At 69.3% G+C, this 26,404-nt stretch carries 29 protein-coding genes and 3 pseudogenes; 21 read left to right on the forward strand and 11 right to left on the reverse strand.

All coding sequences use genetic code 11. The features are described 5' to 3' along the window. Nucleotides 1-9 precede the first annotated feature (9 nt). The 4 genes from OG611_RS25540 to OG611_RS25555 form a co-directional block, all read right to left on the reverse strand. Nucleotides 10-921, reverse strand: a complete 912-nt coding sequence (locus tag OG611_RS25540; protein ID WP_266424373.1) for an SDR family NAD(P)-dependent oxidoreductase — start codon at nt 919-921, stop codon at nt 10-12. After that, on the reverse strand, nt 918-2,543 hold the full coding sequence (locus tag OG611_RS25545) for an NAD(P)/FAD-dependent oxidoreductase (protein WP_266424375.1): 1,626 nt from the start codon (nt 2,541-2,543) through the stop codon (nt 918-920). The genes OG611_RS25540 and OG611_RS25545 overlap by 4 nt, the downstream gene beginning before the upstream one ends. A gap of 28 nt (nt 2,544-2,571) precedes the next feature. Further along, entirely contained in the window at nt 2,572-3,525 is a 954-nt protein-coding gene (locus tag OG611_RS25550) for an alpha/beta hydrolase (RefSeq protein WP_266424377.1), read from the reverse strand. A 294-nt stretch (nt 3,526-3,819) separates the two neighbouring features. Continuing rightward, nucleotides 3,820-4,920, reverse strand: coding sequence for a helix-turn-helix domain-containing protein (locus OG611_RS25555; RefSeq protein WP_266424379.1), 1,101 nt, complete (start codon nt 4,918-4,920; stop codon nt 3,820-3,822). A gap of 471 nt (nt 4,921-5,391) precedes the next feature. On the opposite strand from OG611_RS25555, the pseudogene OG611_RS25560 reads away from it, so the two are divergent. Then, a pseudogene (locus OG611_RS25560) lies at nt 5,392-5,586 on the forward strand (ABC transporter ATP-binding protein); the annotation flags it as partial. A gap of 16 nt (nt 5,587-5,602) precedes the next feature. Here OG611_RS25560 and OG611_RS25565 read toward each other — a convergent pair. The 3 genes and pseudogenes from OG611_RS25565 to OG611_RS25575 all read right to left on the reverse strand — a co-directional run bounded on the left by OG611_RS25565 (nt 5,603) and on the right by OG611_RS25575 (nt 7,816). Beyond that, nucleotides 5,603-6,673 (reverse strand): DUF4419 domain-containing protein, encoded by a 1,071-nt coding sequence (locus OG611_RS25565; protein ID WP_266424381.1) that lies wholly within the window; start codon nt 6,671-6,673, stop codon nt 5,603-5,605. 46 nt (nt 6,674-6,719) lie between these two features. Further along, nucleotides 6,720-7,177: pseudogene (locus tag OG611_RS25570) on the reverse strand (SDR family NAD(P)-dependent oxidoreductase); the annotation flags it as partial. Between the two features lie 285 nt (nt 7,178-7,462). Next, on the reverse strand, nt 7,463-7,816 hold the full coding sequence (locus tag OG611_RS25575; RefSeq protein WP_266424384.1) for a hypothetical protein: 354 nt from the start codon (nt 7,814-7,816) through the stop codon (nt 7,463-7,465). Nucleotides 7,817-8,088: 272 nt separating this feature from the next. Between OG611_RS25575 and OG611_RS25580 the strand changes: the two genes are divergently transcribed. The 6 genes from OG611_RS25580 to OG611_RS25605 all read left to right on the forward strand — a co-directional run bounded on the left by OG611_RS25580 (nt 8,089) and on the right by OG611_RS25605 (nt 12,022). Continuing rightward, nucleotides 8,089-8,400, forward strand: coding sequence for a hypothetical protein (locus tag OG611_RS25580; RefSeq protein WP_266424385.1), 312 nt, complete (start codon nt 8,089-8,091; stop codon nt 8,398-8,400). Then, nucleotides 8,364-8,570, forward strand: a complete 207-nt coding sequence (locus tag OG611_RS25585; protein ID WP_266424387.1) for a hypothetical protein — start codon at nt 8,364-8,366, stop codon at nt 8,568-8,570. The genes OG611_RS25580 and OG611_RS25585 overlap by 37 nt, the downstream gene beginning before the upstream one ends. Nucleotides 8,571-8,978: 408 nt before the next feature. Beyond that, nucleotides 8,979-9,320 (forward strand): hypothetical protein, encoded by a 342-nt coding sequence (locus OG611_RS25590; RefSeq protein ID WP_266424388.1) that lies wholly within the window; start codon nt 8,979-8,981, stop codon nt 9,318-9,320. A gap of 143 nt (nt 9,321-9,463) precedes the next feature. Continuing rightward, entirely contained in the window at nt 9,464-9,847 is a 384-nt protein-coding gene (locus tag OG611_RS25595) for a hypothetical protein (protein WP_266424390.1), read from the forward strand. Nucleotides 9,848-9,867: 20 nt separating this feature from the next. Next, complete coding sequence (locus tag OG611_RS25600) at nt 9,868-10,872, forward strand: IS3 family transposase (RefSeq protein ID WP_266424391.1); 1,005 nt, start codon at nt 9,868-9,870, stop codon at nt 10,870-10,872. Between the two features lie 238 nt (nt 10,873-11,110). Next, nucleotides 11,111-12,022 carry an IS3 family transposase gene (locus OG611_RS25605; RefSeq protein ID WP_266424393.1) on the forward strand — a complete coding sequence of 304 codons (912 nt, stop codon included), beginning with the start codon at nt 11,111-11,113 and terminating at the stop codon, nt 12,020-12,022. A gap of 861 nt (nt 12,023-12,883) precedes the next feature. On the opposite strand, the gene OG611_RS25610 is transcribed toward OG611_RS25605, so the two are convergent. After that, complete coding sequence (locus tag OG611_RS25610) at nt 12,884-13,093, reverse strand: hypothetical protein (protein WP_266424396.1); 210 nt, start codon at nt 13,091-13,093, stop codon at nt 12,884-12,886. A 386-nt stretch (nt 13,094-13,479) separates the two neighbouring features. On the opposite strand from OG611_RS25610, the gene OG611_RS25615 reads away from it, so the two are divergent. The 10 genes from OG611_RS25615 to OG611_RS25660 all read left to right on the forward strand — a co-directional run bounded on the left by OG611_RS25615 (nt 13,480) and on the right by OG611_RS25660 (nt 19,252). Beyond that, nucleotides 13,480-13,683 carry a hypothetical protein gene (locus tag OG611_RS25615; RefSeq protein ID WP_266424398.1) on the forward strand — a complete coding sequence of 68 codons (204 nt, stop codon included), beginning with the start codon at nt 13,480-13,482 and terminating at the stop codon, nt 13,681-13,683. A gap of 1 nt (nt 13,684) precedes the next feature. Continuing rightward, a complete protein-coding gene (locus tag OG611_RS25620; protein ID WP_266424400.1) occupies nt 13,685-14,221 on the forward strand; it encodes a DUF6879 family protein in 537 nt (178 codons plus the stop codon). Then, nucleotides 14,218-15,060: a helix-turn-helix transcriptional regulator gene (locus tag OG611_RS25625; RefSeq protein ID WP_266424402.1), complete on the forward strand. Its 843-nt coding sequence runs from the start codon at nt 14,218-14,220 to the stop codon at nt 15,058-15,060. Before OG611_RS25620 ends, OG611_RS25625 begins: the two co-directional genes overlap by 4 nt. Before the next feature lie 87 nt (nt 15,061-15,147). Continuing rightward, nucleotides 15,148-15,600 (forward strand): hypothetical protein, encoded by a 453-nt coding sequence (locus tag OG611_RS25630; protein WP_266424404.1) that lies wholly within the window; start codon nt 15,148-15,150, stop codon nt 15,598-15,600. Nucleotides 15,601-15,799: 199 nt separating this feature from the next. Next, nucleotides 15,800-16,294, forward strand: a complete 495-nt coding sequence (locus OG611_RS25635) for a hypothetical protein (protein ID WP_266424406.1) — start codon at nt 15,800-15,802, stop codon at nt 16,292-16,294. Next, on the forward strand, nt 16,287-16,673 hold the full coding sequence (locus OG611_RS25640; protein WP_266424409.1) for a hypothetical protein: 387 nt from the start codon (nt 16,287-16,289) through the stop codon (nt 16,671-16,673). The genes OG611_RS25635 and OG611_RS25640 overlap by 8 nt, the downstream gene beginning before the upstream one ends. A gap of 258 nt (nt 16,674-16,931) precedes the next feature. Next, nucleotides 16,932-17,096 (forward strand): hypothetical protein, encoded by a 165-nt coding sequence (locus tag OG611_RS25645; RefSeq protein WP_266424411.1) that lies wholly within the window; start codon nt 16,932-16,934, stop codon nt 17,094-17,096. Nucleotides 17,097-17,673: 577 nt separating this feature from the next. Next, the gene (locus OG611_RS25650; RefSeq protein ID WP_266424414.1) at nt 17,674-17,868 is read left to right on the forward strand and encodes a hypothetical protein; all 195 of its coding nucleotides are present in this window, start codon (nt 17,674-17,676) and stop codon (nt 17,866-17,868) included. Between the two features lie 100 nt (nt 17,869-17,968). Beyond that, nucleotides 17,969-18,286 (forward strand): DUF6087 family protein, encoded by a 318-nt coding sequence (locus tag OG611_RS25655; RefSeq protein WP_266424416.1) that lies wholly within the window; start codon nt 17,969-17,971, stop codon nt 18,284-18,286. A 360-nt stretch (nt 18,287-18,646) separates the two neighbouring features. After that, nucleotides 18,647-19,252, forward strand: a complete 606-nt coding sequence (locus tag OG611_RS25660; protein ID WP_266424419.1) for a hypothetical protein — start codon at nt 18,647-18,649, stop codon at nt 19,250-19,252. 221 nt (nt 19,253-19,473) lie between these two features. On the opposite strand, the gene OG611_RS25665 is transcribed toward OG611_RS25660, so the two are convergent. Further along, nucleotides 19,474-20,076, reverse strand: coding sequence for a dihydrofolate reductase family protein (locus OG611_RS25665; protein ID WP_266424422.1), 603 nt, complete (start codon nt 20,074-20,076; stop codon nt 19,474-19,476). 432 nt (nt 20,077-20,508) lie between these two features. Continuing rightward, nucleotides 20,509-20,751, reverse strand: a pseudogene (locus OG611_RS25670) (hypothetical protein); the annotation flags it as partial. A gap of 259 nt (nt 20,752-21,010) precedes the next feature. Here OG611_RS25670 and OG611_RS25675 point away from each other — a divergent pair. From OG611_RS25675 to OG611_RS25690, 4 genes are all read left to right on the forward strand, one after another. Next, a complete protein-coding gene (locus OG611_RS25675; protein ID WP_266424425.1) occupies nt 21,011-22,279 on the forward strand; it encodes a S9 family peptidase in 1,269 nt (422 codons plus the stop codon). 211 nt (nt 22,280-22,490) lie between these two features. Then, on the forward strand, nt 22,491-22,913 hold the full coding sequence (locus tag OG611_RS25680; RefSeq protein WP_266424428.1) for a hypothetical protein: 423 nt from the start codon (nt 22,491-22,493) through the stop codon (nt 22,911-22,913). Between the two features lie 336 nt (nt 22,914-23,249). Further along, a complete protein-coding gene (locus tag OG611_RS25685) occupies nt 23,250-23,819 on the forward strand; it encodes a helix-turn-helix domain-containing protein (protein WP_323180272.1) in 570 nt (189 codons plus the stop codon). Nucleotides 23,820-23,830: 11 nt separating this feature from the next. Further along, nucleotides 23,831-25,075 (forward strand): MFS transporter, encoded by a 1,245-nt coding sequence (locus OG611_RS25690; protein WP_266426230.1) that lies wholly within the window; start codon nt 23,831-23,833, stop codon nt 25,073-25,075. A 103-nt stretch (nt 25,076-25,178) separates the two neighbouring features. On the opposite strand, the gene OG611_RS25695 is transcribed toward OG611_RS25690, so the two are convergent. Continuing rightward, on the reverse strand, nt 25,179-26,195 hold the full coding sequence (locus tag OG611_RS25695) for a phosphotransferase family protein (protein ID WP_266424430.1): 1,017 nt from the start codon (nt 26,193-26,195) through the stop codon (nt 25,179-25,181). Nucleotides 26,196-26,404: the final 209 nt, after the last annotated feature.

Genomic DNA, 26,404 nt, shown 5'->3' on the forward strand with positions numbered 1-26,404 from the left:
GAAAGCCGCTCAGGGCGTCTCGTGCGCCGAGCCCGGGTACACCACTCCCTCCACGGAGAGGAGTTCGGCGATCCGCTCGGTGAGGTCCTGCGCGAGCAGCGGTCCGCCGTCCGCCGAGCGGATCCCGGGGGTCTCACCTGTAAGCACCCGGCCCACACGGCCGCGCCCCGCGCTCAGCACCTCGCCCGTGACCGGCACCCCATCGGCGAGCAGCGCGGCCACCACCGGCGCGACCGCCTCGGGCGGCGCCTCCTCCCGCATCCGCTCCAGTACCTCGGGCGGTACGCCCTCGGTCGCCGCGGACATCCGTGACCAGGCCACCGGAGCCACGGCGTTGACACGGATGCCGTGCGGGGCCCCCTCGGCGGCCAGCGTCCGCGTCAGCCCCACGATCCCCGCCTTGAGCAGGGAGTACGCGGCGTTCCCCGCCATCCCGTACAGACCGGCCGCCGAGGTGACCAGGACGATCCGGCCCCGTCCGCGCTCCGTGAAGTGGGGCCAGGCGGCCCGCGCCAGCCGCCAGGCGCCGAAGGAGTGGATGGCCGTCATCCGCTCCAGCAGGCCCTCGTCGATCTCGGTGAAGTCCAGCCCCGGCCGGTAGATCCCGGCATTCGCCACGATGCCGTCGACCGAACCGAACTCGGCGCACGCCAGATCGATCAGGGACTGTGTCCCCTCCACCCCGCTCGCGTCCGCGGTACTGGCCACCGCCGTCCCGCCCGCCGCCCGGATCTCCTCCACGACCCGCGCCGCCGGGCCCGCGTCCCGGCTCCCGGTGCCGTCCGTCGCCGTTCCGAGGTCGTTGACCACCACACGGGCACCGCGCCCGGCGAGGTCGAGGGCGTAGGCCCGGCCGAGGCCCCGGCCCGCGCCGGTGACGACGACGGAGCGCCCGTCCAGCCTCAGGGTGTCCCGCGTCATGCCGACACCTCCGGGCCCAGCGCGAAGCCCCGGTAGCCGGATCGCGCGACCTCCTCGCACCGCTCCCGATAATGGTTGAGCCCGCCCGCGTACGGCATGAACACCCGTGCCTTTCCCTCCACGTTGGCACCCACGTACCAGGAGTTGGCGCGCGGGTAGAGAGTCGTGTCGGCGACCTCGTTGACATGGGCGACCCAGGAATCCTGTGCCTCGCGCCGGGCCTCGATCCGGTCCACCCCGTCCTCGCGCAGCCGTCGCAGGCAGTCCACGATCCAGTCGACGTGCTGCTCCACCGCCCGCACCATGTTGACCAGGACCGAGGGGCTGCCCGGCCCCGTGACCGTCAGCAGGTTGGGGAAGCCGGCCACCGCGAGGCCCAGATAGCTGCGCGGTCCCGAGGCCCACTGGTCCTTCAGGGACCGGCCGTCCCTCCCGCGGATGTCGATGCGGGTGAGCGGGCCGGTCATGGCGTCGTAGCCGGTGGCCAGTACCAGCACCTCGGCCGGGTACGTTCCGGCCTCGGTGCGGACGCCGTCCTCGGTGATCTCCACGAGCGGTTCGGCCCGCAGGTCGACGAGGTCGACGTTCTCCCGGTTGTACGTGGAGTAGTAGCCCGAGTCGACGCAGATGCGTTTGGCGCCGATGGGGTAGTCCAGCGGGACGAGCTTCCGAGCCGTCGCCGGGTCGTCCACGGCGTCCCGGATCTTCTCGCGGACGAACTCGGCGAGGTGTTCGTTGGCCTTTCCGTCCGTCAGCACGTCGGTGAAGACCGACATGATCTCGGTCCCGCCGATGGCCCACTTGCGTTCGAAGGCGGCCCGGCGCTCCTCCTCGCCCACATCGAGGGCCGAGCTGCCGGTGGAGGCGATGTAGAAGCCGGAGAAGCCGGTACGGGCATAGGCGCGCAGCTCCTCCAGTTCCGCCTTGGCCCGCCAGCTCTCCCGGCCCGACAGCGGCCGGTTGCGGGCCGGCAGGCTGTAATTGGGAGTGCGCTGAAATACCGTCAGATGACGTGCGGTCGCAGCGAGTTCGGGCACCGCCTGAATGCCGGAGGAGCCGGTTCCTATGACGGCGACGCGCTTGCCCGCCAGGTCCACGCCCTCGTGGGGCCAGCGGCCGGTGTGGTGCACCTCGCCGCGGAAGGCGGCGAGGCCGGGCAGGTCGGGAACGCGGGATGCGGACAGGCAGCCCACGGCGGTGACGAGGAAGCGCGCGCGGGCGCGGCGGCCGTCCTCGGTCGTCAGGAGCCACGTCCTGCTCTCCTCCTCCCACACGGCGGAGGCCACCCGCGTCTCGAAGGAGATCATCGGTCGCAGATCGAAGCGGTCCGCGACGTGCCTGGCGTAGCGCAGGATCTCGGGCTGGGTGGCGAAGCGCTCGGTCCAGTCCCACTCGGCGTGCAGCTCGGGGGAGAACGAGTAGCAGTAGTCCAGGCTCTCGACGTCGCAGCGGGCTCCGGGATAGCGGTTCCAGTACCACGTACCACCGACGTCGTCGCCCGTCTCGAAGGCGTGGCAGCTGAATCCGTGCGCGCGCAGCTGGTGCAGGGCGTAGAGGCCACCGAAACCCGCGCCGACGACGAGCGCGTCGTACTCCGGTACGGGGGGTGCTTGGGCGGTCATGTGCGGCTCCTTGCGGGGGAGTGGGTTGTCAGACGGCGAGACCGCGGCGCAGCGCGTCCAGCGCGCCCTCGCTCATGCGGCGGGTCACGGCCGTGTCGGGCACGAAGCCCGCCGCGCCGTGGAAGGTGCCGGGAAACAGGTGCAGCTCGGTGGGGACACCGGCCCGCACGAGGCGCTGGGCATAGTCGAGGCCCTCGTCGCGCAGTGGATCGAGGTCACTGACGGCGACATACGCGGGCGGCAGCCCCGACAGGTCCTCGGCGCGGGCGGGCGCGGCGTAGGCGGGTACCGGGGCCGCCGGGTCGCGGTCCGCCCCGAGGTAGGCCCGCCAGCTGTGCACGGCGTTGGGGCGGTTCCACACCGGAGTGTCGGTGAACTCCCGCATCGAGGGGGTCTCCAGGCGGTCGTCCAGCTCCGGGATGTCGAGCAGCTGGAAGCACAGCTCCGGGCCGCCGCGGTCCCTGGCGAGCAGGGCGAGGGCGGCGGCGAGGCCGCCCCCGGCACTGATCCCGGCGACGGCGATCCGTGCCGGATCCGCCCCGAGGCCGGCGGCGTTCGCGGCGAGCCACTCCAGGGCCGCGTAACAGTCGTCGGTGGCGGCAGGGTAGGGGTGCTCGGGGGCCAGCCGGTATCGCACGGCGACGACGACGGCGCCGAGTTCGGCCGCCCAGCGCGCCGCGAGGGCCCGGTCGCCGTCCCCCTCCTCCAGGATGAACCCGCCACCGTGCACGTAGAGCACGGCGGGCAGTGCCGTCCCGGCCCCCGTCGGACGGAAGACCGTCACCGGAACCTCGGGGGCGCCCGCGGCCCCCGGAACGCGGTGCTCGCTCAGCTCGATGCCCTCGGGTACGGCGAAGGGCGGCGCGGCGGCGCCCATCGCCTCGACGGTGGCACGCGCGGCGACGGCGTCGCCGACATCGAGGGCGGGCAGCAGGGAGAGCCACGGGGCGAGTTCGGGATCGACGGGCAGGGGAAGGGACACGGGGGCCTCCGGCGGACGACACGGAGCGGCCCCGGACGGAACGAGGGCCGCCCGGGTGAGCCGCTGCTGACGTCCGTCAGTCTGTGTCCGCGGTCCTGCCCACGGCATGCGCCGGATGGCGCGGGAACGGCCCCCGTCCGCGCCGCTTGGCGCCTTGCGCCGGGCGGACGGAGGGGGAAGGGGCGCCGGGGTCGACGGCGAACTTCGCCTCCCAGGCGCCCTCGCACCGCCCCTCCCATGCGCCACCGCCTCGACGGCCCTCCCACGCGCCTCGCGCCAACCGTGTCGACGGCCCTACGCCGGGTTGTCCCGCAGACGGCGCAGGGCGAGGGCCAGCGCGAGCCGGAATCGGCCCACGGTCTCGCCCAGCCCGTAGCCGAGCGCCGCCTCCGCCCGCGCGACGCGCACCGCCACCGAGTTGTGGTGCAGGTGCAGCTCCCGTGCCGCCGCGCGCAGCGAATCCGTCTGCACCAGGACCTCCAGCGTGGTCAGCAGCTCCGTGCCGCTGCCCGGCTCCGCCGCGAGCGCGTCCAGGACGTCCAGGTCTCCGATGCCGGCGATGGCCGGGCCGGACAGTTCCCTCGCGAGCACCTCGAAGGCGCCGAGCGAGGAGTGGTAGATCGCGGGCTCCTCCACGACCGGGGCCAGGCCCACGTCCGAGCGAGAGGTCCCCGCGAAGCGCAGCGCCCGCACCGCACCCTCCCAGGAGCGCGGCGCCTCGGTCCCGGTGACCTCGGGACCGACCCCGATCCGGAAGCCCGCCGGGGCGAGCAGCCGCTCCGGCAGCGGGCCCGCCACGGCCACCGCGTGCACGGAGCCGAGCGCGGCCGTCCGGCGACGGCCCGCCGAGGCGGGTGGGAGCCGTTCGAGGAGTGGTGCCATCCCCTCCGGGCCCCGACCGCCGTCGACGGCCAGGAGAGTGAGGGGGCCCGAAGGGGCGAGGCCCAGCAGCCGCAGCGCGCGGGCCCGTTCGGGCAGCGGTGCGGTGGAGCTGATGACGGTCTCCAGCAGCGCCGGGTCGAGCGGCACCGCCTCGCTCCCGCGACGGCTCAGCACGGCGTCGCAGGCCAACGCCAAACGCTCCAGGAGCAGTTCGTCGAAGGGCTGCGGGGTACCCTCCCGTGCCAGCCAGGCCCGCTGCCCGCCGCGCAGTTCCCGGACGGCCGCGCCCGAGGGAGGCCCGGCCGGCCGCGTACTGCCGTCCGGTCGGGCCGCGAGACCGTCGGGACCGGGCCCGGCCAGACCGACCGGACACTCGGCGACCCGGGCCGCCATGACCAGTACCCCGTCGAGGCCGAGCCGTTGCTCGACGAGTGTGTCGAAGAAGCCGATGAGCCGCATGGCGCTCTCCGCCCCGGCGTTGAGCCCGGCCAGCCGCAGCACGAGACCCCGCATGTGCCTACCCCGATCTCCCCCGTCGCAGAGGTGCTGTGATCTTGCGACGAGTGTCGTCCACCGCGGCGGGCTGGGGAAGAGGTGCGGCCGGCCGGGGCTCCGGGGAGCCGGGGGACAGGTCCCGAGGCCCCTTCTCGGTGAATCGGCCGACACACCTCTCCGGCCCGAAGTCCTGCGAGCGGCGTACCGGAGTCCTGCGAGGGGTGTACCGCGGGGAACAGCCGGAGGGGCGCGCGCAGGGCGGTCAGGCCGGCCCGCACCTCGAGAGCGGTGACGACAGGGCGCGTGTGCGACTGCATCCGGTCGGGAGTGGGCCAGCAGGGTCCGTGCGGGACCTGCCTCAGGTTCTGGGTCGCTCCGCGGCCCCGTATCCGGCCGAGGCCGAGCCGCCGCCCACTCGGAGCACGGGTTCGCGGACCGGCAGGAGGCCGCGAAGACGGGTGTACTGCGCACCCAGGTGATGGTCACGGCATCTTCGAGCGGATCAAGGCCATCGCCGCCGACCGCATCACGGTCGTGGTCACCCACCGGCCGGAGAACACCAGGACCGCTGATCACATCGTGGTGATGGGGCATGGCCGCATCGTCGAACAGGGCCGGTACGAGGATCTGGTCCACGCAGGCGGCACCTTCGCCGAGCTCCTGGCACTTTCACGGGACCGCTGACCCGCACCGCACCGGATCACACTTCACCCTCCGCGGTCGGTTCCACCACCGCGTGACCGAGCTGGGGGCGGATCCACTCACCGTCGCGCGTGATGCCGAGCACGCCCCCGAGAAAGGCCATCCGGAAGACGCCGGCCGGCGTCTCCCAGCGGAACGGGACACGAGAGAGATGTGAGGGAAATTCCTCCTCCGCGGTGGTTCCCGCTCCGAACGACTTCCGGGGGACGGGGCCGTCATCGGTGTACCGGTGGGCGAAGAAGGCGGTGATCCAGCCCGTGACACGATCGCCGCCGGATGCCGACTCCCACTTGTACAGCGAACGCCAGAAGTCCTGGTCGGCTCCCCACCCCGAGGCCGTCGCGCCGATCGCGTCCAGCACGGGGTGCAGGGCCTCGAACCACGGCCGCAGGCCTTCGAACCACCCTTCCAGTTCACGTACGCGGGCCGCCAGAAGACGCCAGTCCCGGTCGGAGCCCTCCAGCCTGATCCGGGGGATGCCGCAGAGCGAGAACCACTGGAAGCGGTAGTACGGGCTGACCACGTCCATCAGCGCCACCAGTGCGGCCGTCGCGTCACCGGAGGTGGTGGTGGAGAACGTGGGCTGGAACAGATCGGCCACGTCGTCGCCGATCCGGGCGCGCAGCGGCTGCTGCACCAGGTTGACCGAGCGCTCCCAGTCCAGCGCTGCCAGGTCGTCGCGGACGGCGATGACCTGCTGCTGCCCCGGTGTGGTGGTGAACAGCCCCTCGTACGTACGGGGGTTGAGACGGATGTGGACGGCCGCCTCGTGCACGACGGCGTACCAGAACAGGTCGGGTGACAGGCTCAGGGGCAAGTGGGCCGTGAAGCACAGGTGGATGGCCCGCAACAGGAGGCTGGAGGCGGGTTCCTCGGCCTCCGGAGCGCCCGTCGGCCAACCGACGAGCCGGTCGGTGCTGCGGTGATGGATGCGTGCCGGACCGGGCAGCGCCGCCCGCAGGAAGCGTTCGTTCCCCAGCTCGGTGAGCTCGGCAGCGAGCCGGGCGGCACGGGCATCGGCGTCGGCGTCGGCGTCCTCGCCGAGCGGCAGGTCTATCTCGATGGCCATCCGTATCCCCGGCAGCATCCCTCAGCAGCAACGATCAGCTGCGATTCTAACGAGCCGGTCCGGGGAGCATGGCGCGTCGCCCGGGGGCGGCGGAGGAATGCATGCTCATGCCGCCGTCGACGACGAGGAGTTGGCCGGTGAGGTAGCGGGTCTCGTCGGAGGCGAGGACACCATGGTGTGGCCGATGTCCTCGGGAGAGCCCAGAAAAGAGAGGGCGTTTCCCTTCTTCAGCGCTTCGATGACGTCCTCGGGCAGGTTGTTCTCCAGGGCGGGGGTCATGACCGCGCCGGGGGCGACGGCGTTGCAGCGCACGATCCGCGGCCCGTACTGGACGGCGATCGACTTCGTGATGCTGACCACCGTGGCCTTGACGGCGCCGTAGGAGGTCTGCAGGACGTCACCGACGAGCGCGGCCACGGACGCCGTGTTGATGACGGATCCGCCGCCGGCGCGGATCATGTGGGGCACCGCGTGCCGGGCGCCCAGGAGGGTGCTGCGCACCGAGCAGTTTCTCACCCTGCTGGTGGAGTTCAACCAGAGCATCGAACAGCTTGAGGGGCTCACCTGGTCCCGCACGGGCCGAGCGGACAGCCCTCGGCCACGGACTGACCCGGGAAGTACGGCACGGGCCGGGGGTGCGACGATGCGGGCAAGCGTGAGTTGAACCCAGCTGATCGACGTCGAGAACCCGGCCACCCCGGCCACCCCTGCACCGCCCACCGCGAGCACGCACTGGCCGAACCTGCCTTCTGCCGGGGCGTGTTCGAGGCCGGTGGTTCCCGGGGCTGCTCAGTGGAATTCGTGGACCAACTGAATCTCACCGACGATGTGCTCGTTGAAATCGTCGAGCTCTTCGGCGGGAACCCACAGCTCAAGAATCGTTCGCCCGCCGGCCTGCTGGACGGGGTAGCGGCGCAGGAACTCCGACTCGACCTCGAAACGCGTGACGAAACCGGCTCCGTCGTGCTTCACGTTCCAGTCCCGCGCGATTCTGATCGCGTAGTCCTCGTTGAGGACCGGGTAGAAGATGGGCTGCTCGGGAAGACGAGGTGGCCATCCACGCCAGTTCAGTTCCCGGACCAGATCCAGCTCCTTGGGGCCAGTCGGGCGCCACAAGGTCGTCGTTGCTTGCCGGCTGATCATGACAATCGCTCTCTGAACATCGGAGGCCGCCGGAATCGGCTGGTCGGGGACCGGACGATACCCGCACCGCACGCCGGTCGGCCATGACGTTTCCGTACCCGGCCTTGGCTGCCACGGGGCGGCGCTGTCGGGTGTGGCATGTGCCTGGCGAGTCCGACTTCGCGCTCCGCCAAATGGACCCACCGTCGCTGGGTCGCGCCCGCCATGATCAATAACCTGACGCCCGGCGCGTGACCTCGCGCCTGTCGGACAGAGAAGGCGAGCGACTCCCAGTGGAACTCCCGAAGTTGCAGCGCATGGCCTGTGTCACCGCGGCGGCCGCGCTGCTGACGATGCTCGGCAGCGCCCCGGCCGGTGCGGATGGCGAATGGCAGAAGGTCGGCGGCGACGCCCGTAGCGGAGTCAGCGGTCTCGCGTACGAGGGCCGTACCGCGGACGGAGCCGGGGTGCACGCGCTGATCGTGCACGACAACAAGCGGTCGGGGCAGCAGCGTCTGTCCCGGATCACCCACCGGGAAGTGACCGTGTCGCCGTCGAGCTGGCTGAGATGCGAGGCGAGATCCGTACCGGGTTCGCCGAGCTGAATGGGCGGCTCGATCTCGCGCTGCAACGGACCGCGGCGACCGAGTCGGATATCGATGCGCTACAGAACCGGGTCGCCGCTCTGGAGCGTGGCCGGTGGCCGCTGCCGGCGATTGCCGCTGTGACCGGTGTTGCTGGGGCGGCCACCGGCCTCGTCGCGCTCTTCCGGTGACTGCCCCCCTTTCAGCTCCGGGGGTGGATGGTCCGTTCCCAATGTCCGGGCACCTGCGGACAGCTGTCCGGGCTGATATCCGGACACTTGCGGGCGCCCAGCCCGGCCCGGTCGCGGACAACGCTGAGATCTGCACGGACACGCGTCCGGACACCGACCCGAACATGTCCGGACAGGCGCGGCTCGGCAAGCCGGCTTCGAAACCGCCCCCGTCTTGGCGGGGCCTCTCCGTGCTGGAGGGTTGGCAGTGGCTAGTGCGGTCACCCCTTGGGACGGCTGGTTTTGATGGGACGCAGCGGAGCCGCACCTCCTGCAGGAGGTCCGGTTCGGCGCTCTTGCGGAGACCTGGACTGGCTGTCAGGCTCCGCTCACACCAATCCCAGAGACCGGACAACAGGGGAGAAGGATATGAGGAACACGCTCAGAGCGTTACTGGTCGCTGCTGCCCTTGCGGCCGGAATGGGCGCCGCGCCTGACACCGCCAGCGCCGTGCCCGTCCCCCCGAACGCCTTGGCCGCCACCACGAGTTCCCCAGCCTCGTGGGTATGCGAGGGAGTGCCCTACCCAGGCACGAAAGTATATTTCCAGCAGAACAGCCCCGCGCACGTCCTGCCCATCGGCAGCTCCAAGATCGCCTTCCGCACCGGCGGGTGGCAGACGGTCACCGCTGAGTGTGTCAATTACGACTATGGCACCACGTGGTGGGAAATACAGGGCGGCTACTACATCTACGAGGGATACCGGGGCTGACCACCGGACTGGCCCTACGTGGGCCCTGTGGTGGTCATTCTAGGACCCCGAGTTCGGTGTCCGGGCCCTCTCTGTCAGCCTTGGGTGAGACATCCCGTTCTGCGGGGTTAGCCTGAGAGGGCACGACAGGAGAACCGTCCCTTATGCCCAGCACAGAGCCCGTCGGGTCCGACCCGGCGCCGAGGCCGAAGCGCCGCACTTTCACCTCGGAGTACAAGCTGCGGATCGTCGCCGAGTACGACGCCGCGCTCAGGAACGAGAAGGGTGCGGTCCTGCGCCGGGAACGGCTCTACCACTCGCATGTCAAGGAGTGGCGGGCCGCCCGGGACGCCGGGGCCCTGGAAAACCTGGTTGACCGCCGGACCAGCCCGGCCCGGGCGAAGAAGTCCGCCGCGGAGGTGGAGAACGAAAAGCTGCGGCAGCAGGTGGAGCGCTTGCAGAAGGACCTGGCACGGAACAAGGCCGCACTCGAGGTGATGGGAAAAGCCTCCGCGCTCTTGGAAATGATCTCCGAGAGCGCGGACTGAAGCCTGCCGCCGACCCTGTCGTGGACGAGGCGTTCACCGGCGTCGAGGTTCAGCTGGGCATCACGGCCGCCTGTCGGCTGACCGGCCGCTCCCGCGCCACGCACTACCGCCGGCTCCGGCCCCCGCCACCACGCAGAACACGTGCCCCACAGGTGCAGCCGTCGGCCCTGACGGCCGAAGAGCGGGCTGCGGTACTCGAGTTGATGAACGGCGACGAGTACGCCGAGCTGGCGCCCGCGCAGATCTGGGCCCGCGAGCTGGATGCCGGGCGCTATCACTGCTCCGTCTCGACGATGTACCGGATCCTGCGCGAGCAGGATCAGTCCGGTGAGCGCCGACGGCAGGCCACCCATCCCGCCAAGGCGGTGCCCGAGCTGGTCGCCACCGGGCCCTCACAGGTGTTCACCTGGGACATCACCAAGGCGGCCGGACCGGCCAAGAGCGTCTGGTATCACGCCTACGTGATCATCGACATCTTCAGCCGGTACATCGTCGGCCACACCGTCGAGCGAGCCGAATCAGCTGTGCGGGCCGAGGAGCTGATCCGCGAGACCATCGCCCGCAACGGCATCGTGCCCCAGACCGTGCACGCGGACCGCGGCACCTCGATGACGTCGAAGAAGGTGTCCCAACTACTGATCGATCTGGGCGTGACGCGGTCGCACTCGAGGCCGAAGGTCTCCAACGACAACCCTTACAGCGAGGCTCAGTTCAAGACCACGAAGTACATGTCGGACTATCCCGAACGGTTCGATTCGCTGGCCCACGCCCGCGAGTGGTTCGACGCGTTCATCGCGTATTACAACCATGAGCACCGGCACTCGGGTATCGGCTGGCACACACCCGCCTCCGTCCACTTCGGGACTGCCGAGGAGGTCCGCGACCAGCGCGCGGTCACCCTCGCCGAGGCATACGCCCGTCACCCCGAACGCTTCGGCCGCCGCCCCAGACCACCCGAGATACCCCAGACAGCCTGGATCAACAACCCGGCCAAACGCAGGGAACCCACACCACAAACTTCATAGCGTCACGACCGTCTCACTGGACTTGAAATCTTCCGCCCGGGAGCTCGGGGTCAGTTCGGAGTCACTGCGGGGCTGAGTGAAGAAGGCCCGCGCTGCCCAGGACACCGGATCGGGACCTGGTTCCGTGCGGGCGGGGCGGGCCGCCGACGATCGGGACGAGGAGCTGAAGCGGCTGCGGGAGCTGTTGCATGCAACCGGTTGACTCCGCCACTGCCTTCTTCGTGAAGGAGAGCGACCGGTGAGCAAGATATGCCGGTTCATCCACGCGGAGAAGTCGAACTATGCGGTCACGCTGCTGTGCAAGGTGATGAGGACCGCCCGCTCCACGTACTACGCGTGGGTGGCCGGGCGGCAGGCCCGCGAAGCGCGGCGGCGGGCGGATGAGGCCCTGGCCCACGAGATCGCGGTGATCCACCTGGCTTCCCGGCGGAACTACGGCGTCCCGCGCGTCACCGCCGAACTGCGCCGGCAGGGCCGACTGGTCAACCGCAAGCGGGTGGAGCGGGTCATGCGGGAGCACGGCATCGCCGGGCACAGCCGGCGCACCGGACGCCGCGGCCTGACCAAGGCCGACACCAGGGCCGCCCCGTCGCCGGATCTGATCGGCCGGGACTTCACCGCGACCCGCCCCGGTACGAAGATCGTCGGGGACATCACCTACATCCCCACCGCCGAGGGCTGGCTCTACCTCGCCGCGTGGCTGGACCTGGCGACCCGGGAGGTGATCGGCTACTCGATGGCCGACCACCATCGTGCCGAACTCGTTGTCGATGCCCTGGACATGGCTGCCGCGCTGGGCCGCCTGGAGCCCGGCTGCGTGATCCACAGCGACCGCGGATCGGAATACACCTCCGGCCAACTCCGCATGAAAATCGGCGTGCGTTCGCGGCGGAGATGCTCGGCTCTCTGGCCCGGCGGGATCAGCTTGCCGACATCGTGGGCGTACGCCACCGGCCGCAGGCCGTCCCGCACGGTCTCATGGAAGATCCGGCGTGACTGCCGCCATTCACCAGCTACGGGTTCGGTAAACCGCTTCGCGCGATGCAGAAACCAGCGCCTCTTGACGGAGGAAACGCGAAACCGCTTCGTTAAGCGGCAGCCCTGTCAGTCCTTCGACGAAGAGAAACTGTCCTTGGGGGTTGACCTCTAGCCACGTCGGAATTTCCCCATTGAGCTTGAGGTCAATAACCCCCATGCGTAGATTGAGGTTTCTCACAACACGTCGAATGCGCGAAACGGTGGCGCCATCCAGGCGGTATATCTCGAATGGGACATTCAGATTACCGCGCCAATCCAAATCTTCCGAGCTGATCGATACCGCAGATACATATTCTCCGAATACGTGAACCCGTAGATGCGTAAGACCAGGCACGTATTCTTGATATATGGCTGGGCACAGTCGAAGGCGCTCGCTGGATGCTAGATGCTCTGGCCTAAGCTTTTGTGTTAGAAGCACGGTTTTGTCGCTCGGGCGCAGCGACTTAACCACAACCTGATGACCAAGCTCCGCACAAAAATGGCGAATGGCCGACGGATTATTGCTGACAAGAGTTCGGGGAACGGGAAAGCCTGCACGGCGAGCTACACGCATCTGATACAACTTATTCTCGGCCGCTCGCGTCGCGAAGGGATCACTTACCCATGTCCCCTGAAACTCGGCAAGAAGGATCCCAAAGAGTGCCGACGTAGCACTGCCTTCTATCAAATCCACGTGGTCAGCGTCAGCAACCTCGACATCCAACGACTGAGGAACGAAAACGCGGCGGAACCAAATGGCGTCCACGTTCCGGATGTCAACAAGCTCGTTGTCTTTGGTCGGCAGAAGAGGGGGGTGTTTCGACCCGCCCTCTTCTGTCCACGCTACTCCACCCCCTTGGCAAACCTGATTACTCTCGATGATGTGACAACAGATGTCTCCATATTGCTCGAGTTCCTTCTTGGCTGCAAGCGCATGGAGATCATTCTGCTCGCTCACGATGGCTATGCATCCAGAGCGACGACCCATCACCATTTATTGCTCCTTGGGCCTCGAGTCGCTGTCGTCCTTCTTTGGGCACTTGGATGTTGTCCCCGTTGCCGCCGCCGGGAGTGTGGCTTCGATGCCTACGAATTCACGAAGATCCTTTTCCCACTCGTCAAGGCGTTCCACAGGGACGTCCTCGAACTCAGTGGGCTGGAACATGTACACCGATGGCATCATTTGCGGCTTGACTGTAGTCATGGAATTCCCTCTCAGCGCTCTAGCGGGAAGGGTTGAATCCGGGCCGATGATGACACTCAGGCCTTTCACCACAATTATTACTCCGGCCACCCAGTACCGCCACCCGGGATACCTGTCGACTAACTACAGTAGTGCTGTGACCGCGAAGGTTCACCGGGTCCGGGTGGTCAGAGTGAGCCCCGAGTCGGGATGGTCTGGTCAGCCAAGCCAGATCCGCCGGTCGGGCGTATGCCGAGCGGCCCGAACTCGTCACCTTGTGGTGCCGCCCGTCTCATTGCGCGCAATGAGACGACCAGGCCTGAGATCAGCAATCTGCTGCAATCTCCAGACGCTCGTCGGCTATCCGTCGCATCCTGGTCGTCCACTCAGCACAGATGGAGGGCGCTATGACGCTCAGGTTCATCGGCACTACCAGCGACGACGGTGATTGCCCCACTCTCTACGAGGTCGAGGAGACCGGCGACATCGTGGTCCAGGGCGACAAGCTCACCGACCCCGAGCATCTGGAGCAGCTCCGCGACGTGAAGGACGCGGAGACGTTCGTGGTGATCCCTCGGGAGCTGCTGACCCGCTTCGCGCCCAAGGAGTGACGTGCCGGACCTGATTCCGTTCAAGGAAGCCTCTCACCTCTTCGAGGATTTCGAACACACCGCCTGGCGATTGGAGACGCGCCGAGGGTACGCGTCCGACAGGAACGGGCCGAGCTGGGGCCGCTGGCAGAACGGTGAGGACGTCAGTATGGATCCGCCGGACGCCTGGCGTCGGAACGTGGCAGCGAAGACAGCGGCCGGGGCGCGGTTTGAGCGGGTGCGCCTGGTCGACGATCCGCTCACGCAGGGGCAGCAGTTCCTGTTGGCGCGGGCGCCCAGGAACGTCGCCGCCGGTGAGGACATCCGCAACCTCTGCCGCGCGGATGCTGACCGACTCGGCCTCCCTGACTTCGACTTCTGGCTGTTCGACTCCCGCACCGTGATGCGGTTCGTGTTCGATGACGACGACACCACCCTCGGCGTGATCCTCACGGAGGACCCGGCTGAGGTCGTGGCAGCGTGCCAGGCCCGGGATGCCGCTTGGCATCATGCAATCCGTACTGCCGACTTTGCCAAGGCGGTACGTTCCAGCGTGTGAGTACCGACTTTCAATCCGCCCGGGTTGCCCTCGGCGCGAGGCTCCGCGAGCTGCGTGCCGAGGCCGGCCTTGACGGCAAGGGCGTGGCCGAAGTCCTCGGCTGGCAGCGCTCGAAGGTGTCGCGTCTGGAGAACGGGAAGCAGACCCCGTCGGCCGCTGATCTCGCGGCGTGGTCGCAAGCGGTGGGCCGTCCCGACATGGCCGGGGAGCTGAAGGGCCGTCTGGCCGGCCTGGAGACGCAGTACCGTTCGTGGCGTCGGCAGTTGGCCGGCGGGCACCTAGCCCGGCAGGAACTGGGCGTTGCCGAAACCGCAGCGACTCAGATGATTCGCGGGGTGGAAGTCGTCCGCATCCCCGGCCTGTTCCAGACCGCGGACTATGCCCGGCACGCCTTCCGGGCGAACGCCGAGTTCAGGCAGACCCCTCGGGACGTCGAGGAAGCCGTACGGGCCCGTATCCGTCGTCAGGATGCCCTGTACGAGCGAGGCCGACTGTTCCGGTTCATCGTCTGGGAGGGCGCCCTCCACATCCTCACGTGCCCGCGCGACGTCATGGCCGCACAGCTTGAACGGCACGCAGGGCTGATCGGCCTGGACACCGTCGAGATCGGCATCATCCCTTTCGGCGCACAGCTACGACGAGCACCGACCCACGGGTTCTGGATCTATGACCAGCGGCTCGTCATCGTCGAGACGATCAACGCCGAGATGTGGCTCGATGACGAGGAGAACATTGCCTTGTACGAGCGGGCATGGGACTGGCCGGGCGAGGCCGCGGTCTACGGGCAACAGGCGCGGAGGCTGATCACCCGCGCAAGGGCCTCGCTGGACCTCACGTAAGCAACCGGCACCAATCCGTCGGGCCGCGCGCGCAATCCGGCGCAATCGGCGCGCGGGATCGGAATCAGCGCTTCTACGGTGCTGGTCATGCCCCCACGGACACGCAATCCGGGTTCGGAGTGGCTGGCTCTGTCTGCCCCGGACCCGGCGGAGATTCACCGGGTATGGGCGCAGGATCAGCTCGCTCATCTTCCTTCAGGTCGGCTCTGGCTGGCGGTCGAAACCGACCTTCTGCGATCTGTCGACGCGATGCAGCGCATAGGGCCGGACCGTCTTGGTCCGGTGCTCGTCTACCCGTCGGCGGATCTGGCGTGGTGGCTCGTCCCTTGCGGGGCCGAGGAGTCACTGGACGACCTCGGACGGCTCACCGTCCAGCCGGAGGGGTGGATGCTGCGCTGCCCGCTGGCTGATCGCTGCATTGACGGCCGGGGGTGGATGGAGCGGCCCGACGGCTCCGGCTACCTCACGGACCCGGCCGCCTTGGGGGCCGCGTTCGGGCCGGGCGGTCCGATGCGCCTGCCCGTCTCGGCGTTCGTATGACGACGCGTGAGTCTCCGGGCCTGCCCGACGTCGAATCGCTGAGTACGCATCAGCAGCGCGGTGTGACCTGCGTGTTCTGCGGGACCAGCCTGCGCCCGGGGTTCCTCCGTGACCTGGGGGAGCGCGTGCGCGAGGTGTACGGAAACCGTGTCCGTTGGTTCCCCCGGTCCTGTCTTACCTGCCCGAAGAAAGGAAAGCCGTGACGAGCCTGACGACTGGAGCTGAGCGGCTGCTCGCCGTAGAGCACTGGTTTTTATCGACGGTGGCGGACCGTCGCCGTGTGCGCGTGGAGTGGGAGGAACGCTTAGTCGCGCTGCTGCCGTGTGGGCCGCTGTTTGCGGCTGTACGTATCCCGTCCTTCGTTGTCCAGGCCGCGGCTGGGAGCGATCAGCAGGATGCCGTGGACCGGTACCTCGCTGAGGCGCTGGCGGGCGGTCCCGTGATCTGCGACCGGCACGCGGACCAGTACTACGCCCTGGTCCCGGTCGGCACTGTACGGCGGTGGCACGTCCCGGGCACCGTGTGCCTGGGGTCGGGGCAGGAGCTGGGCGTGCCCCGCCCTGGCCTGGGCGGCGCCGACGGCACGCGGGTGTATTGGTCGGTGCCCATGGACTCGGCCGGCGAGCTGTGCTCACCTGCCGCCGTCGCGCAGGCCGTGATGGTTGGCCGCCTGAGGTCGATGGCTCATGGATAGGGCGACCATCCGCAGGGACTGTACCGAGGCTTACGACCTGGCATTCAACTCCGTGGACACGGGTTTGGAGCCGCCGACCGCGCAGGTGGACCGGCTACGGGATGCCCTGTCCGGTCACGTGCGGAGGCTGGCCGACGCGGTCAGCGAGGAGGTTGCCGACGCTGCACCCGGGCCACTGCGCGACATCGTCACCAAGGCCCTTGGCCTCGCGCAGGACGCCCTGGCCCAGCCGGCCCAAGGCGGGGCGCTGGACTTGCTGGTCTTGCCCCAGGTCGCCCGGATCTTGCTGGTGATGCACGAGGAACCGGAGATGTTCGGCGCCTCGCCTGAGCTGCCCGACTTGCTCGCCGACGCATGGGGGCCTGCCGATGCTGGGTGACCACTGCGAGCAGCCGGCAGGGCAGGGCCAAGCCGAGAAGCTGCCCACCGTCGGGGCGCCCGCCTTCATCCCTCCCTCGCCGCTGCCGTACCTACCCGAAGGAGCCGATGTGTCCATGGTTCTGAGTGAACCTCTCCCCGCTCAGGGCGATGAGGCGTATCGCACCCTGGTGGGCCATACGTACAACTGCTCGGCCTGCCGTTGCTCGCCCTGCCCGGTCGCAGTCCGACTTACCCGCGCCTGGCGGGAGGCCCGCCGATGATGTGTGACTGCTGCCAGCAGCCGATGACGCCCGAGGAGTCGAAGTCGGTCGATATCCCCGGTGCGACCGGCCCCGGCATCACGATCCACCTGCACAAGTGGCCGTGCTCGCTGCCCGCCGCGTCGCGGCCGAGGCCGTACCCGCACGAGCGGCTGTACTGATCTCCCGCTCGCGGCTGCATTTCGCGGAGACCAGCTGCGGGCGGGCTCCCGCCCGCACCCGAGGCCGTCGGCGGCCAGAGGCGCGGGCGGGCCATTTCCACCCACCATCGAGCAAGGAACCCAGCATGGGTATCAGAGACACCATCAAGGCCGCCAAATCTGTCGTCGCACGGGACCTCAAAAACTCGTCCGACCCCGACAACCCTGTGCGGACTCAGGGGGCAGTGGCTGACCGGCACATCCGGCAGCACACTCCTGACTCCCTATACGGGGAGGACGCGGACCCCGCGGACGACAAGTAGCCCGCCGGACGCACGGCTGAACCGCCTGGCGACTCGGGCGTGCGCCTGACCCGGGCAAGCCACTGCCCCGGCGCCGAGAGCGGGGTGCCAGGGCAGTGGTGTTCCTGCCGCCCAGCCTCTCGGACTGCACAGTGACCGACCTGGACGAGCTCGACGATGAGGCGGCGCTCTCCCGATGACTCCCGCCCGTGGCTACGCCGATGGCCATGGGAGGGCCTCCCTCGCTGCTACGAGAAAGGAACCCAGTGCCCCAAGACCCCACCCAACCACCCCAAGTGAGCGGCACCGGATGCATCGGCTGCGGTATCAGCACCGGCATGTGCACCGACCCGAACCGGCACGGGCTTGATGTGAGCCGTGGAGAGGGCGGGCCAGAGGCGGCCCGCAGGCTACTGCTCATCACTGCGGCTGTCGTGCTCGTGCTCGTGTACGTGGCGGTCACGTTCGCTGCCATGCACCGTCCGATCTGACAGGGCGGAGACATGAGACTCCCTCCTGTACCCGAGGCCGGCGGTGGCCGGGGTGCAGGAGGGGCAGACTGAGATCAGAAGCAGGGAAAGGGAGGTCCCCGTGAACGACGAGCCGTTGGACGAGTGGGCTGAGCGCCGGGACGCACACCGGCCCGCGCCCGGCGCGCACAGAGCTGTTCCTCTCGGCGACGGCCCCGCGCGGGGCGGCCACGTCGACCCGGGCACGCCGCGGGGGAAGCTGGAGTGGGACGGTCACCAATGGGTTCCCTCCGGTGTAGCTGAAGACCATGCTGCGGCCGTGGAGGGGACCGGTCCCCAGGATGCGGCAGCTCGTGTTCGCCTTCCGTTTCCGCGGTTCGGTGCTCTGCCACCTGCTCCCGAGCCGTGGAGGCCCACCGAGGAGTGGTGGCGTCCCTGACCCGGTGACGGCGGCTGGCCCGGCCGGAGCCCTGCCCGTAAGAGCGTCGCTACTGATCTGCGCTATCCGGACAAGATTCGTGCTGGATTGGCTCGGCTTCTGGTCTCGTGAGAAGCCGCAGGTCGCACGATGAGGGGGCCAGTTCCCGCCTGTGTTCCCACGGGAACACGGAGACTGTGCGAGCCGTGGATTCTCGGAAGAATCCGGGGGTGTTCGGCGGAATCCGTCGAGGTCAGTCACGTTTCCGCAGGTCAGGGCTCAGTTCAGACAACCCACCGGGAGGGCTCCGACGGTATCTCCCCGATCACCTGGGACGGCCCGGAACCCGTCGACCTGGAGGCCATCGAGGCCATCCCCGGGATGCCGGGGGAGTACCTGGCGCTCGCCAGCCGCGGCATCGTCTACCGCCTGAAGGTCACCGGCTCCACGGCGGCCGTCCTCGGCTACTCGCCGCTGCCGGGCATCGGTGAGGGCGACGACTTCGAGAGCTTCGCGCTCGTCGCCCGGGGCGGGAACCTTGCCGCCCTGTGGGCGGACCGGGGAGCCGGCGCGGAACGTCCCGCCACGCTGTACGCGGCGCCGCTGTCGTTCGCTGCGTGGGGACAGCCGCAGTTCGGCGCCGTCACACGCCGGGCCTACCTGTCGGCGTACCCGACGGGCGAGGGCGCCCGACACATCTCCGACATCTCGGTGACCGGTTCCGGCCGGATCATCGTCAGTTCGGCATCGGACGCCGGTGACGACGGCCCGTTCGACTCCGCGGTGAGCGACGCGGGCCGGGTGACCGTGTCGGCCGCCGGCCAGGTGCGGATCACGCTGGCGGCGCACCCGGCCGTGCTCGGGACGTTCCCGCGGTACAAGATCGAGGCGGTGGAGTGTCTGCCCGGCTCTGCCGATGCCCTCCTGGGTACCGACGACGAGAACCTCGGCGGATACGTGCGGGCCATGCCGTTCTGCGGAGCCTGAGACCCGTCGCCGTGCGCTGCTCGCTTCGCGCTGCCCGGTCCCCGGGATGCGCGTGCTGTGAGCTGATCCGGGACTCGCGTGATGTGGCGAACTCCGGTCTCCGGGACCCGGTTCGGGTCGCCGGGACCGGAGTTGCCGTTCGGGCGTGGTGCGGGCCCGAGGGTGTTGTCGAGGAACCGCTGCTGCGAGGGCCGCGGGTGTTCACGGCCCTCGCCCGACTGTTACGCGGCCGGGATTCGGCGGGCGTAGGTGAGGAAGGCCGCCCCGCTCTTCAGGACGGTGTGGTCGGTGAGTTCCCAACCGCACGGATCGAATGCCGCCTTGTGGGAGAAGAGCGGAATCCCGGTGCCGATGGTCAGCGGGCTCAGCTTGACGATCAGCCCGTCGATCTCGGAGTACAGCGCACCGGCCAGCTCGGCACCGCCTATCAGCCAGATGTCCTTGCCGTCCTGCTTCTTCAACTGCCTGACGGTTTCCGCCGGATCGTCCGCGACCAGCTCCACCGCCGGGTCCGGGCTCTCGCTCAGCGTCCGGGAGAACACCAGATGCCGCAGGTGCGGGTAGGCGTCGGTCAACCCGGACCGGAGACCGATCTCGTAGGAGCGGCGTCCTTCGAGGACGGTGTCGAAATGCGTGCCGTCGGCGGTGACGGACAGTGCGGCACGGGCCGGAGCGGGCAGGGTTTCCGGGTACTCGGTGATGAGGTGCTGAACGTAGTCCTCGGGCACCGGCCAGAAGCCGTCCGGACCGGTGGGGTCGGAACCGTCCGGTCCCGCGATGAAACCGTCGAGAGTGGACGCGATGTAGTACACGAGCTTGCGCACGGATTACCTTCCATTGACTGAGCTGCAGAGGCAGGGGCAAAGGACGAGCGGCGGGCAATGCGAAGCGGACGCAAGCCGCACCCCTCGGCTCCTGGAGGCTCCATGATCACGCGTGCTTGTGACGGAGCAAGGGCGATTCGAGGAAAACTCAAAGACTGATCAAGGGTGCGAACCGGCGGATCCTGATGGCCCAGACACCATGCCGGTCATGGCCCGGCCCGCGGCGACGGCCGGGCCGACAGGGAGCTGACGCGACGCCGGTGAGCCGGCCACCGGCCCGGGAGCCGGACGGGCTACTGGATGCTCCAGCGGTGCGGGTGGTCGGGAGCGGCGGGGCAGACGAAGACGTTGCGACACCCGGCCGGGCGGAAGGGACAGGTCGTACTGGTAGCCGATCGGCACATCCGCGTTCTCGTCGGCTCCCTGCTGCAGGGCCAGGACCTCGCGCTCCCGGTGTATGTCCGCAGGACACCGGCCACGTCCACGACCGTGGGCCTCGGTGCACACGGGCCACGGCTCGTCCGCCGGCCACAGCATCGGCCCACCCACGGAACTGGCCGACACGTCCGGGTTCCCCGGCCTCGGGTGCAACCGGGCGGTGGTGCCCCGGTACCCGGCCAGCTCAGGGAAGAGCGTCTCGACATCCAGCGGCCGCGGCGGTGTGGTCCTCGTCATGGACCCGACCCTGGACATCCAATGCCTTCGGTGACCGGGCGCCCCATGCCGACCGCCCTTCCACGGAAGCCCGGAGCCCGACTCCGCCGAGCGGCCGTCCACCGGGCCGAGGTGCTCCGCGGTCACCGACGAACGCCGCCGTTCCGTCCACCGCCTGCGCACCCGCTCGCCCCTAGGGAAGCCCTGTAGGGCTGGCCCTACGCAAGGCGGGTGGGTGGCCTCATGTCCCTGTGCCACCGTCAGTCGGCAAGATCCACACATGACTTCACAGCGCTACCACGCCCGGCTCCTGGTCGGTGCGGCGATCCTCGGCAGCGGCGCGGCACTGACCCTGCCGGCCTCGTCCTCGACGGCCGCGACCCCGACCCGACCTGCCACGACCGTGCCGGCCCCGGTCCATGACACCCACACCCGGCCTGCGCAGGCCGGAACCGTCGTCTCCTTTCGCCAGGTGGCCGAACTGACGGCACAACAGGTGACCCTGGAGCTCCGAGGAAAGATCGACTCCTCCCAGGTCCGCTACGGAGTGACGGCGTACCAGGTCGTCTACCGCACCACGAACAGCGCGGGCGAGCCCACCACGGCGAGCCAGCTCCTCGTATTACCGAAGACCGTCGGGCATCGTCTGCCGACCGTCTCCTGGCTGCACGGAACCATCGCCTACCGCAAGGACGTCGCCTCGGAGAACCCCGCCTCCGACGACCGACTCGCCGCGTACCTGTTCGCGTCGACCGGACGCGCGGTGTCGGCCCCCGACTATGTGGGCCTCGGCGCGGGCGAGAGCTTCCACCCCTACGGTGACCCACGGGCCACCGTAGCCGCCAGTGTCGACGGGCTGCGCGCGGCCCGTGCCTTCGCCCACCGAAACGGCCGGGAACTCGAGCGTACGGTCCAGGTCAGCGGGTTCTCGCAGGGCGGGCCGGCGACGATGCTGGTCGGCCGGGCACTCCAGGAGGAAGGCGCCGACCACTACTTCCGGCTCGGAGCGCTCGCCCCGGTCGCCGGCCCGTTCCATCTGTCCGCGTTCGAGGCGGCGGCGGCGGACGACAAGATCGCCAAGTCCGGTCTCTATCTCGCCTACTTCGCCACCGCATGGAACAAGACCTACGGCCTCTACGGCTCGCCGGGCGAAGCCTTCCGCGCGCCCTACGACCAGATCGTGGAGGGCCTCTTCGACGGTGACCACACGACCGAGCAGATCGCCGGCGCGCTGCCGCCCGCTTCCAAGGACCTGTTCACCGAGGACTTCCTGGACAAGATCCGCACGCCCAGCGGTACCCTCAAGCTCCGGCTCAACGCGCTGGACACCACGTGCGACTGGAAGCCGAACGTACCTGTGAGCCTCTTCCATGCCCACGGCGACCAGGACGTCGATGACTCCCACTCCGAATACTGTGCGCAACAGTTGACGGGCAACGGCGCCGATTACCGGCTCACGGACGTCGGCGACTTCGACCACAGTGACTCGGTGAGGCAGGCCCTTCCGCGCATCGTCCGCTTCTTCGACGAGACCGCCGACGCCGGCTGAGACACCCTGCTCGACCTTGCCGGAGCCGACCCTCACCCTTGCGTCCGGGTCGGCCCCGGCCCGATGGCAGTACCAGCGCCAAGGCAGGTCAACCATCGGGCCTTGGCGTCGACTCCGGCCTTGGCGTCGACTCCGGCGTCGGCTTCGGAGATGTGCTGCCAGCTCCTGTCAGCGACGCCCCGGCGAACCTGCTCCTGGAAGTGTGGAGCTGGTGGCCGGCAGCTTCTCGTTCCCGGGGCGTCCCCTCAATCACCCCGACTTTCCCCGTCACGACCTCCTCCGTTTCGCCGAGGAACCGGATCCCCGTTTCCGCTTTCCGGCGCTCGACGACCCCGCATCGTGCGCCGCCCTCGTCGAACGGTTCAGCCACGACCCCGACGTCCAGGTGCGAGGCCGCGCCGCCGTTGACCCGCGGCTGTCACCCGCATCCGCCGTCAGGCTGGCCGGTGATGCCGGCCACAGTGTCCAGCACTCGGCCCGGCAGAACCCGGCCCTGCCGTCGGACGTCCTGGTCTCCCTGCTCCTCGATGAGCACAGTGCCGAGGACGCCGCCCAGAACCCTTCGATTCCGACGGCGGTCATGCACCGCGTGATCACCCTGGCCGCAATCCCCGAGCGCGAGCCCGGCCGGTGATCCGTGGCCGGGCGAGGGTTTCCGTCAACTGGCCGTCCATGAGCCGGAGATCAGCGGCTTCGCCCACCTGCCGCGGGTAGCGCGCGGGTCGGGCGAGTGGTCACCGGGCCGGTCACGGAGATTGCGGCGTTCGGCACCCTCGTCCGTATCGAAGACCGGGGGACGACTCGAAGGGCCGGTGTATTGCCCCTTCGTGGGTTCAGGCTCCTGCGCATCACCCATGCCTTCACAACATCTCTTTCGAAAGGACTGTTGTAGGTCTATCGTCGGCGCACGGCCGCTTCCTCCACTCCCTCCGCCAAGTGCTCTGCCTCCGCCGAGTCCTCGGAACGGGACATCGAACTCGACACCGCTGCCCTGCGCGTACTCGCTCACCCGTTGCGCCTGAACGTGCTCACCCTGCTGCGCGAGCGCGGTCCCTCCACCGCCACCCGCATCGCCGACGAACTCGGCATCAACCCCGGCGCGGCCAGCTATCACCTGCGCCGCCTCGCGTCGGGCGGACTCATCGTGGACGAGCCGGACCGGGGCACCGGACGGGAACGATGGTGGAAATCCGTCCATCGGCAGTCGATCCACGATCCCGTGACCGCGCCCGCGGAACAGCGCGAGGCCGGACGCGCGTACGTACAGGCAGTCGCCGTGGCCGCTGCCGATCGACTGCGCCGGGCCGCGCAGGAGGTGGCGCTGCTTCCTGAGGAATGGCTCGACGCCACTGCCTACAGCGACTTCCTGCTGTATCTGACCCCTGGTGACGTGGACCGGATGAGGGCCGAGATCTTCGAGGTGATCTCCCGCTACCGGCACGGAGCGAGCGAAGCGCCCGAAGGCTCCTCTCCGGTGGTGCTGCAAGTGCAGGCGTTCCCGGTGCCCGGTACGGCTCAGCCGCCGACCGGCGACGCGTGAGCGCCCACGACATGTCCCTGTCCGCGCGGCCCGCGTTCCGGGACGTCAATGTACTGCGGTGGCTCACCGCGTACACGGCTTCGGTCACGGGCGACGTCGTGTACTTTCTCGCTCTGTCCTGGGCTGCCACTCGCGTCGGCGGGCCGTCGCAGGTGGGCCTGGTGGTCGCGGCCGGGGCGCTTCCCCGCGCGGTGCTCATGCTCGGCGGGGGCGTAGTGGCCGACCGTTTCCGGCCGCGCCGGGTTGCCGTCGTCAGCGACGCGATCCGCTGCGCGGTGATCCTCGCCGTGGCTGCGGCGGTTGTGGCCGCGTCACCGAGCGTGTGGCTCCTGGTCGCGGTCGCGTTGGTCTTCGGTGCGGTCGACGCGGTGTTCATGCCGGCGGTGGGCGTGCTCCCGCCGCGCATCACGGCGCCTGAGCAACTCGCCCGGGTACAGGGGATGCGCGGGCTGTCGATCCGGCTGAGCAACGCCGTCGGCCCCCTTCTGGCGGGATCCGTGCTGGTGATCGGTGGTGCGGCCGGTGCGTTCACGGTCGCAGGCGTTCTTTTCGCCGTCTCGCTCGTCGTTCTGCTCACGGTGCGCATCGCAGCCGAGACCGAGGCGGTGTCTCAACGTGCCTCCACCTGGCGTGAGTTGGGTGACGGCCTGCGATATGTCCGCCGCCACCGGATGCTCGCACCACTGGTCGCGGTGATCGGGCTGAGCGAGATGTGCTTCAGCGGCCCGGTCGCCACCGGCCTGGTTCTCCTGGCGGACGAACGCGGCTGGGGCGCCTCGGGCATGGGATGGGTCGCGAGCGCATTCAGCGTCGGAGCGGCGGCCGCTGCGTTGCTGCTCACCGTGTCTCCCCGGATACCGCGCGCCGGACTGACGATGTCCGGCGCGTTGCTCGGCACCGCCGCGGGGGCGGCCTCCCTGGGGCACGCTCCCTCGCTGCCCACCGCCGTGATGTTCGGCGCCTTGATCGGCCTGACCAGCGGGTTCACCACAACCGTGACCGGTGCCCTGATCCAGACGGAGACCGACTCCCGATACCTCGGCAGGGTCACCTCGGTCACGACCCTGTGCACGCTCGGCCTCGCACCCGCACTCTTTCCGGTCGTCGGCGTCACCGTGTCCCTGTGGGGAGCGGACGTGTTCTTCGCCGGATGCGGCGCGATCTGCCTGCTCGCCGCGGCACTCGGCCTGTCTGTGCCCATGCTGCGACGCGCCGAACTCCGACCGCCCAAGTCCGCGACGCCGGCTGGACGGTGACCATCCGACGCCCTCGTCCCGCACGGCCGGGCCGACACGTAGCCCCGAGGAGGCCGACGCGGTCGTACACGAGTGCTCCACAGGACCTCGCGTGCCCCGGGGGCTACGCCGACGGCAGGAGCGCCAGAGCCTGCTTCGCGTTGTGCTCGGCGACGCCGAGCATGAACGCCCGGTCGGGAAAGTCACCGTCGAGGAGGCGCAGTGGACCGGCCACCAGCGACAGACGCATCGCGAGCATGTAGAGGTCGAGCCGCTGCGGATCGAGACCGGGCCGGGCCAGCGCGGTGTACCGCTCGCCGAAGCGGAGCTGGAGGAAGACGTGCTCCCACTCGATGTCGAAGTACATCAGGTCCTCGATGTCGAAGTACATCAGGTCCTCGATGTCGATCAGGACGGGGCGCCTCTCGGCGTCGATCAGGACGTGGTCGGGCCCGAGTTCTCCGTGGATCAGTCCGTATTCCGTGCGAGGGCTCACCCGCTCGGCCAGCTCCCGCAGACGGTCGCGCAGTGCGGCGCCGGCCGTCGCGATGCTGCCGTCGCGGCCCGCCGCCTCCGCAAGGTCCCGCAGGGCGCGGTCGAGCACCCGCCGCTCGCACGAGACCTCGGACACGCCGTCGCCCCGCTCCAGCAGGTCCACCTTGCCGTAATGCCGGGCCCGGTCCCGGTGCATCACCTCAAGCATTTCGGCGAGGTCGCCCAGGGCCCCGGCGCCCCGCCCGGGGTCGGTTTCGAAGAGTGCTTCGAGCGTGCCGCCGGAGACGTCCTCGACTACGGCGACGTCCGCCGGGAAGCGGCGCCGGCTGTCATCCGCCAGGAGCACCTGCGGAGTCCGTGCCCCGAGACTTTCCAGAGTCCGTCGTGCGGTCAGGAACGGAACCATCCCGGAGGCGGGTGCGAACGGGTCGGCCGGATCGGTCTCTCGCGCGTCCGGCCAGAAGTTCTCGGCCTCGGCCCAGCTGTAGACGATCACACTCTCTGTACGGGGTCCATCGAGGCGGACCCGGTACACGCCTTTCTTGCTTCCCCCGCGCAGCCGGTCCACCGCGACAACGCGGCGTCCCGTTCCCAGCGCATCATGCACGAGTTCCGACAGGTCTTCGATCTCCGCGAATTGCCGCATCGGCAGAACCTACAGAAGACGGAGCCGCGCCTGCCACTGGATACATTCTGCTGCCACCGAGCTCTCTGTTCCCGTGGTTCATCGACGTTCCCGTAGCGCATCGGCACCGCGTACGGCCGGCCCGTCGCACCGCAGGCCGGACTGCTCGGCACCCTCCGGATGACGGCCTGGCTCCTGGCCCACCCGGCCGTCGGCGTCGGCGTTCTTGC

This window comes from Streptomyces sp. NBC_01363 (genome assembly GCF_026340595.1).
Taxonomy (GTDB): Bacteria; Actinomycetota; Actinomycetes; order Streptomycetales; family Streptomycetaceae; genus Streptomyces.

Excerpts from the sequence above, each read along its gene's own strand:
- OG611_RS25540 (WP_266424373.1), bottom strand. The coding sequence starts at position 921 with ATGACGCGGGACACCCTGAGGCTGGACGGGCGCTCCGTCGTCGTCACC.
- OG611_RS25545 (WP_266424375.1), bottom strand. The coding sequence starts at position 2,543 with ATGACCGCCCAAGCACCCCCCGTACCGGAGTACGACGCGCTCGTCGTC.
- OG611_RS25555 (WP_266424379.1), bottom strand. The coding sequence starts at position 4,920 with ATGCGGGGTCTCGTGCTGCGGCTGGCCGGGCTCAACGCCGGGGCGGAG.
- OG611_RS25565 (WP_266424381.1), bottom strand. The coding sequence starts at position 6,673 with ATGGCCATCGAGATAGACCTGCCGCTCGGCGAGGACGCCGACGCCGAC.
- OG611_RS25575 (WP_266424384.1), bottom strand. The coding sequence starts at position 7,816 with ATGATCAGCCGGCAAGCAACGACGACCTTGTGGCGCCCGACTGGCCCC.
- OG611_RS25585 (WP_266424387.1), top strand. The coding sequence starts at position 8,364 with ATGCGAGGCGAGATCCGTACCGGGTTCGCCGAGCTGAATGGGCGGCTC.
- OG611_RS25590 (WP_266424388.1), top strand. The coding sequence starts at position 8,979 with ATGAGGAACACGCTCAGAGCGTTACTGGTCGCTGCTGCCCTTGCGGCC.
- OG611_RS25595 (WP_266424390.1), top strand. The coding sequence starts at position 9,464 with ATGCCCAGCACAGAGCCCGTCGGGTCCGACCCGGCGCCGAGGCCGAAG.
- OG611_RS25610 (WP_266424396.1), bottom strand. The coding sequence starts at position 13,093 with ATGACTACAGTCAAGCCGCAAATGATGCCATCGGTGTACATGTTCCAG.
- OG611_RS25615 (WP_266424398.1), top strand. The coding sequence starts at position 13,480 with ATGACGCTCAGGTTCATCGGCACTACCAGCGACGACGGTGATTGCCCC.
- OG611_RS25630 (WP_266424404.1), top strand. The coding sequence starts at position 15,148 with ATGCCCCCACGGACACGCAATCCGGGTTCGGAGTGGCTGGCTCTGTCT.
- OG611_RS25640 (WP_266424409.1), top strand. The coding sequence starts at position 16,287 with ATGGATAGGGCGACCATCCGCAGGGACTGTACCGAGGCTTACGACCTG.
- OG611_RS25645 (WP_266424411.1), top strand. The coding sequence starts at position 16,932 with ATGATGTGTGACTGCTGCCAGCAGCCGATGACGCCCGAGGAGTCGAAG.
- OG611_RS25660 (WP_266424419.1), top strand. The coding sequence starts at position 18,647 with ATGCCGGGGGAGTACCTGGCGCTCGCCAGCCGCGGCATCGTCTACCGC.
- OG611_RS25675 (WP_266424425.1), top strand. The coding sequence starts at position 21,011 with ATGACTTCACAGCGCTACCACGCCCGGCTCCTGGTCGGTGCGGCGATC.
- OG611_RS25690 (WP_266426230.1), top strand. The coding sequence starts at position 23,831 with ATGTCCCTGTCCGCGCGGCCCGCGTTCCGGGACGTCAATGTACTGCGG.
- OG611_RS25695 (WP_266424430.1), bottom strand. The coding sequence starts at position 26,195 with ATGCGGCAATTCGCGGAGATCGAAGACCTGTCGGAACTCGTGCATGAT.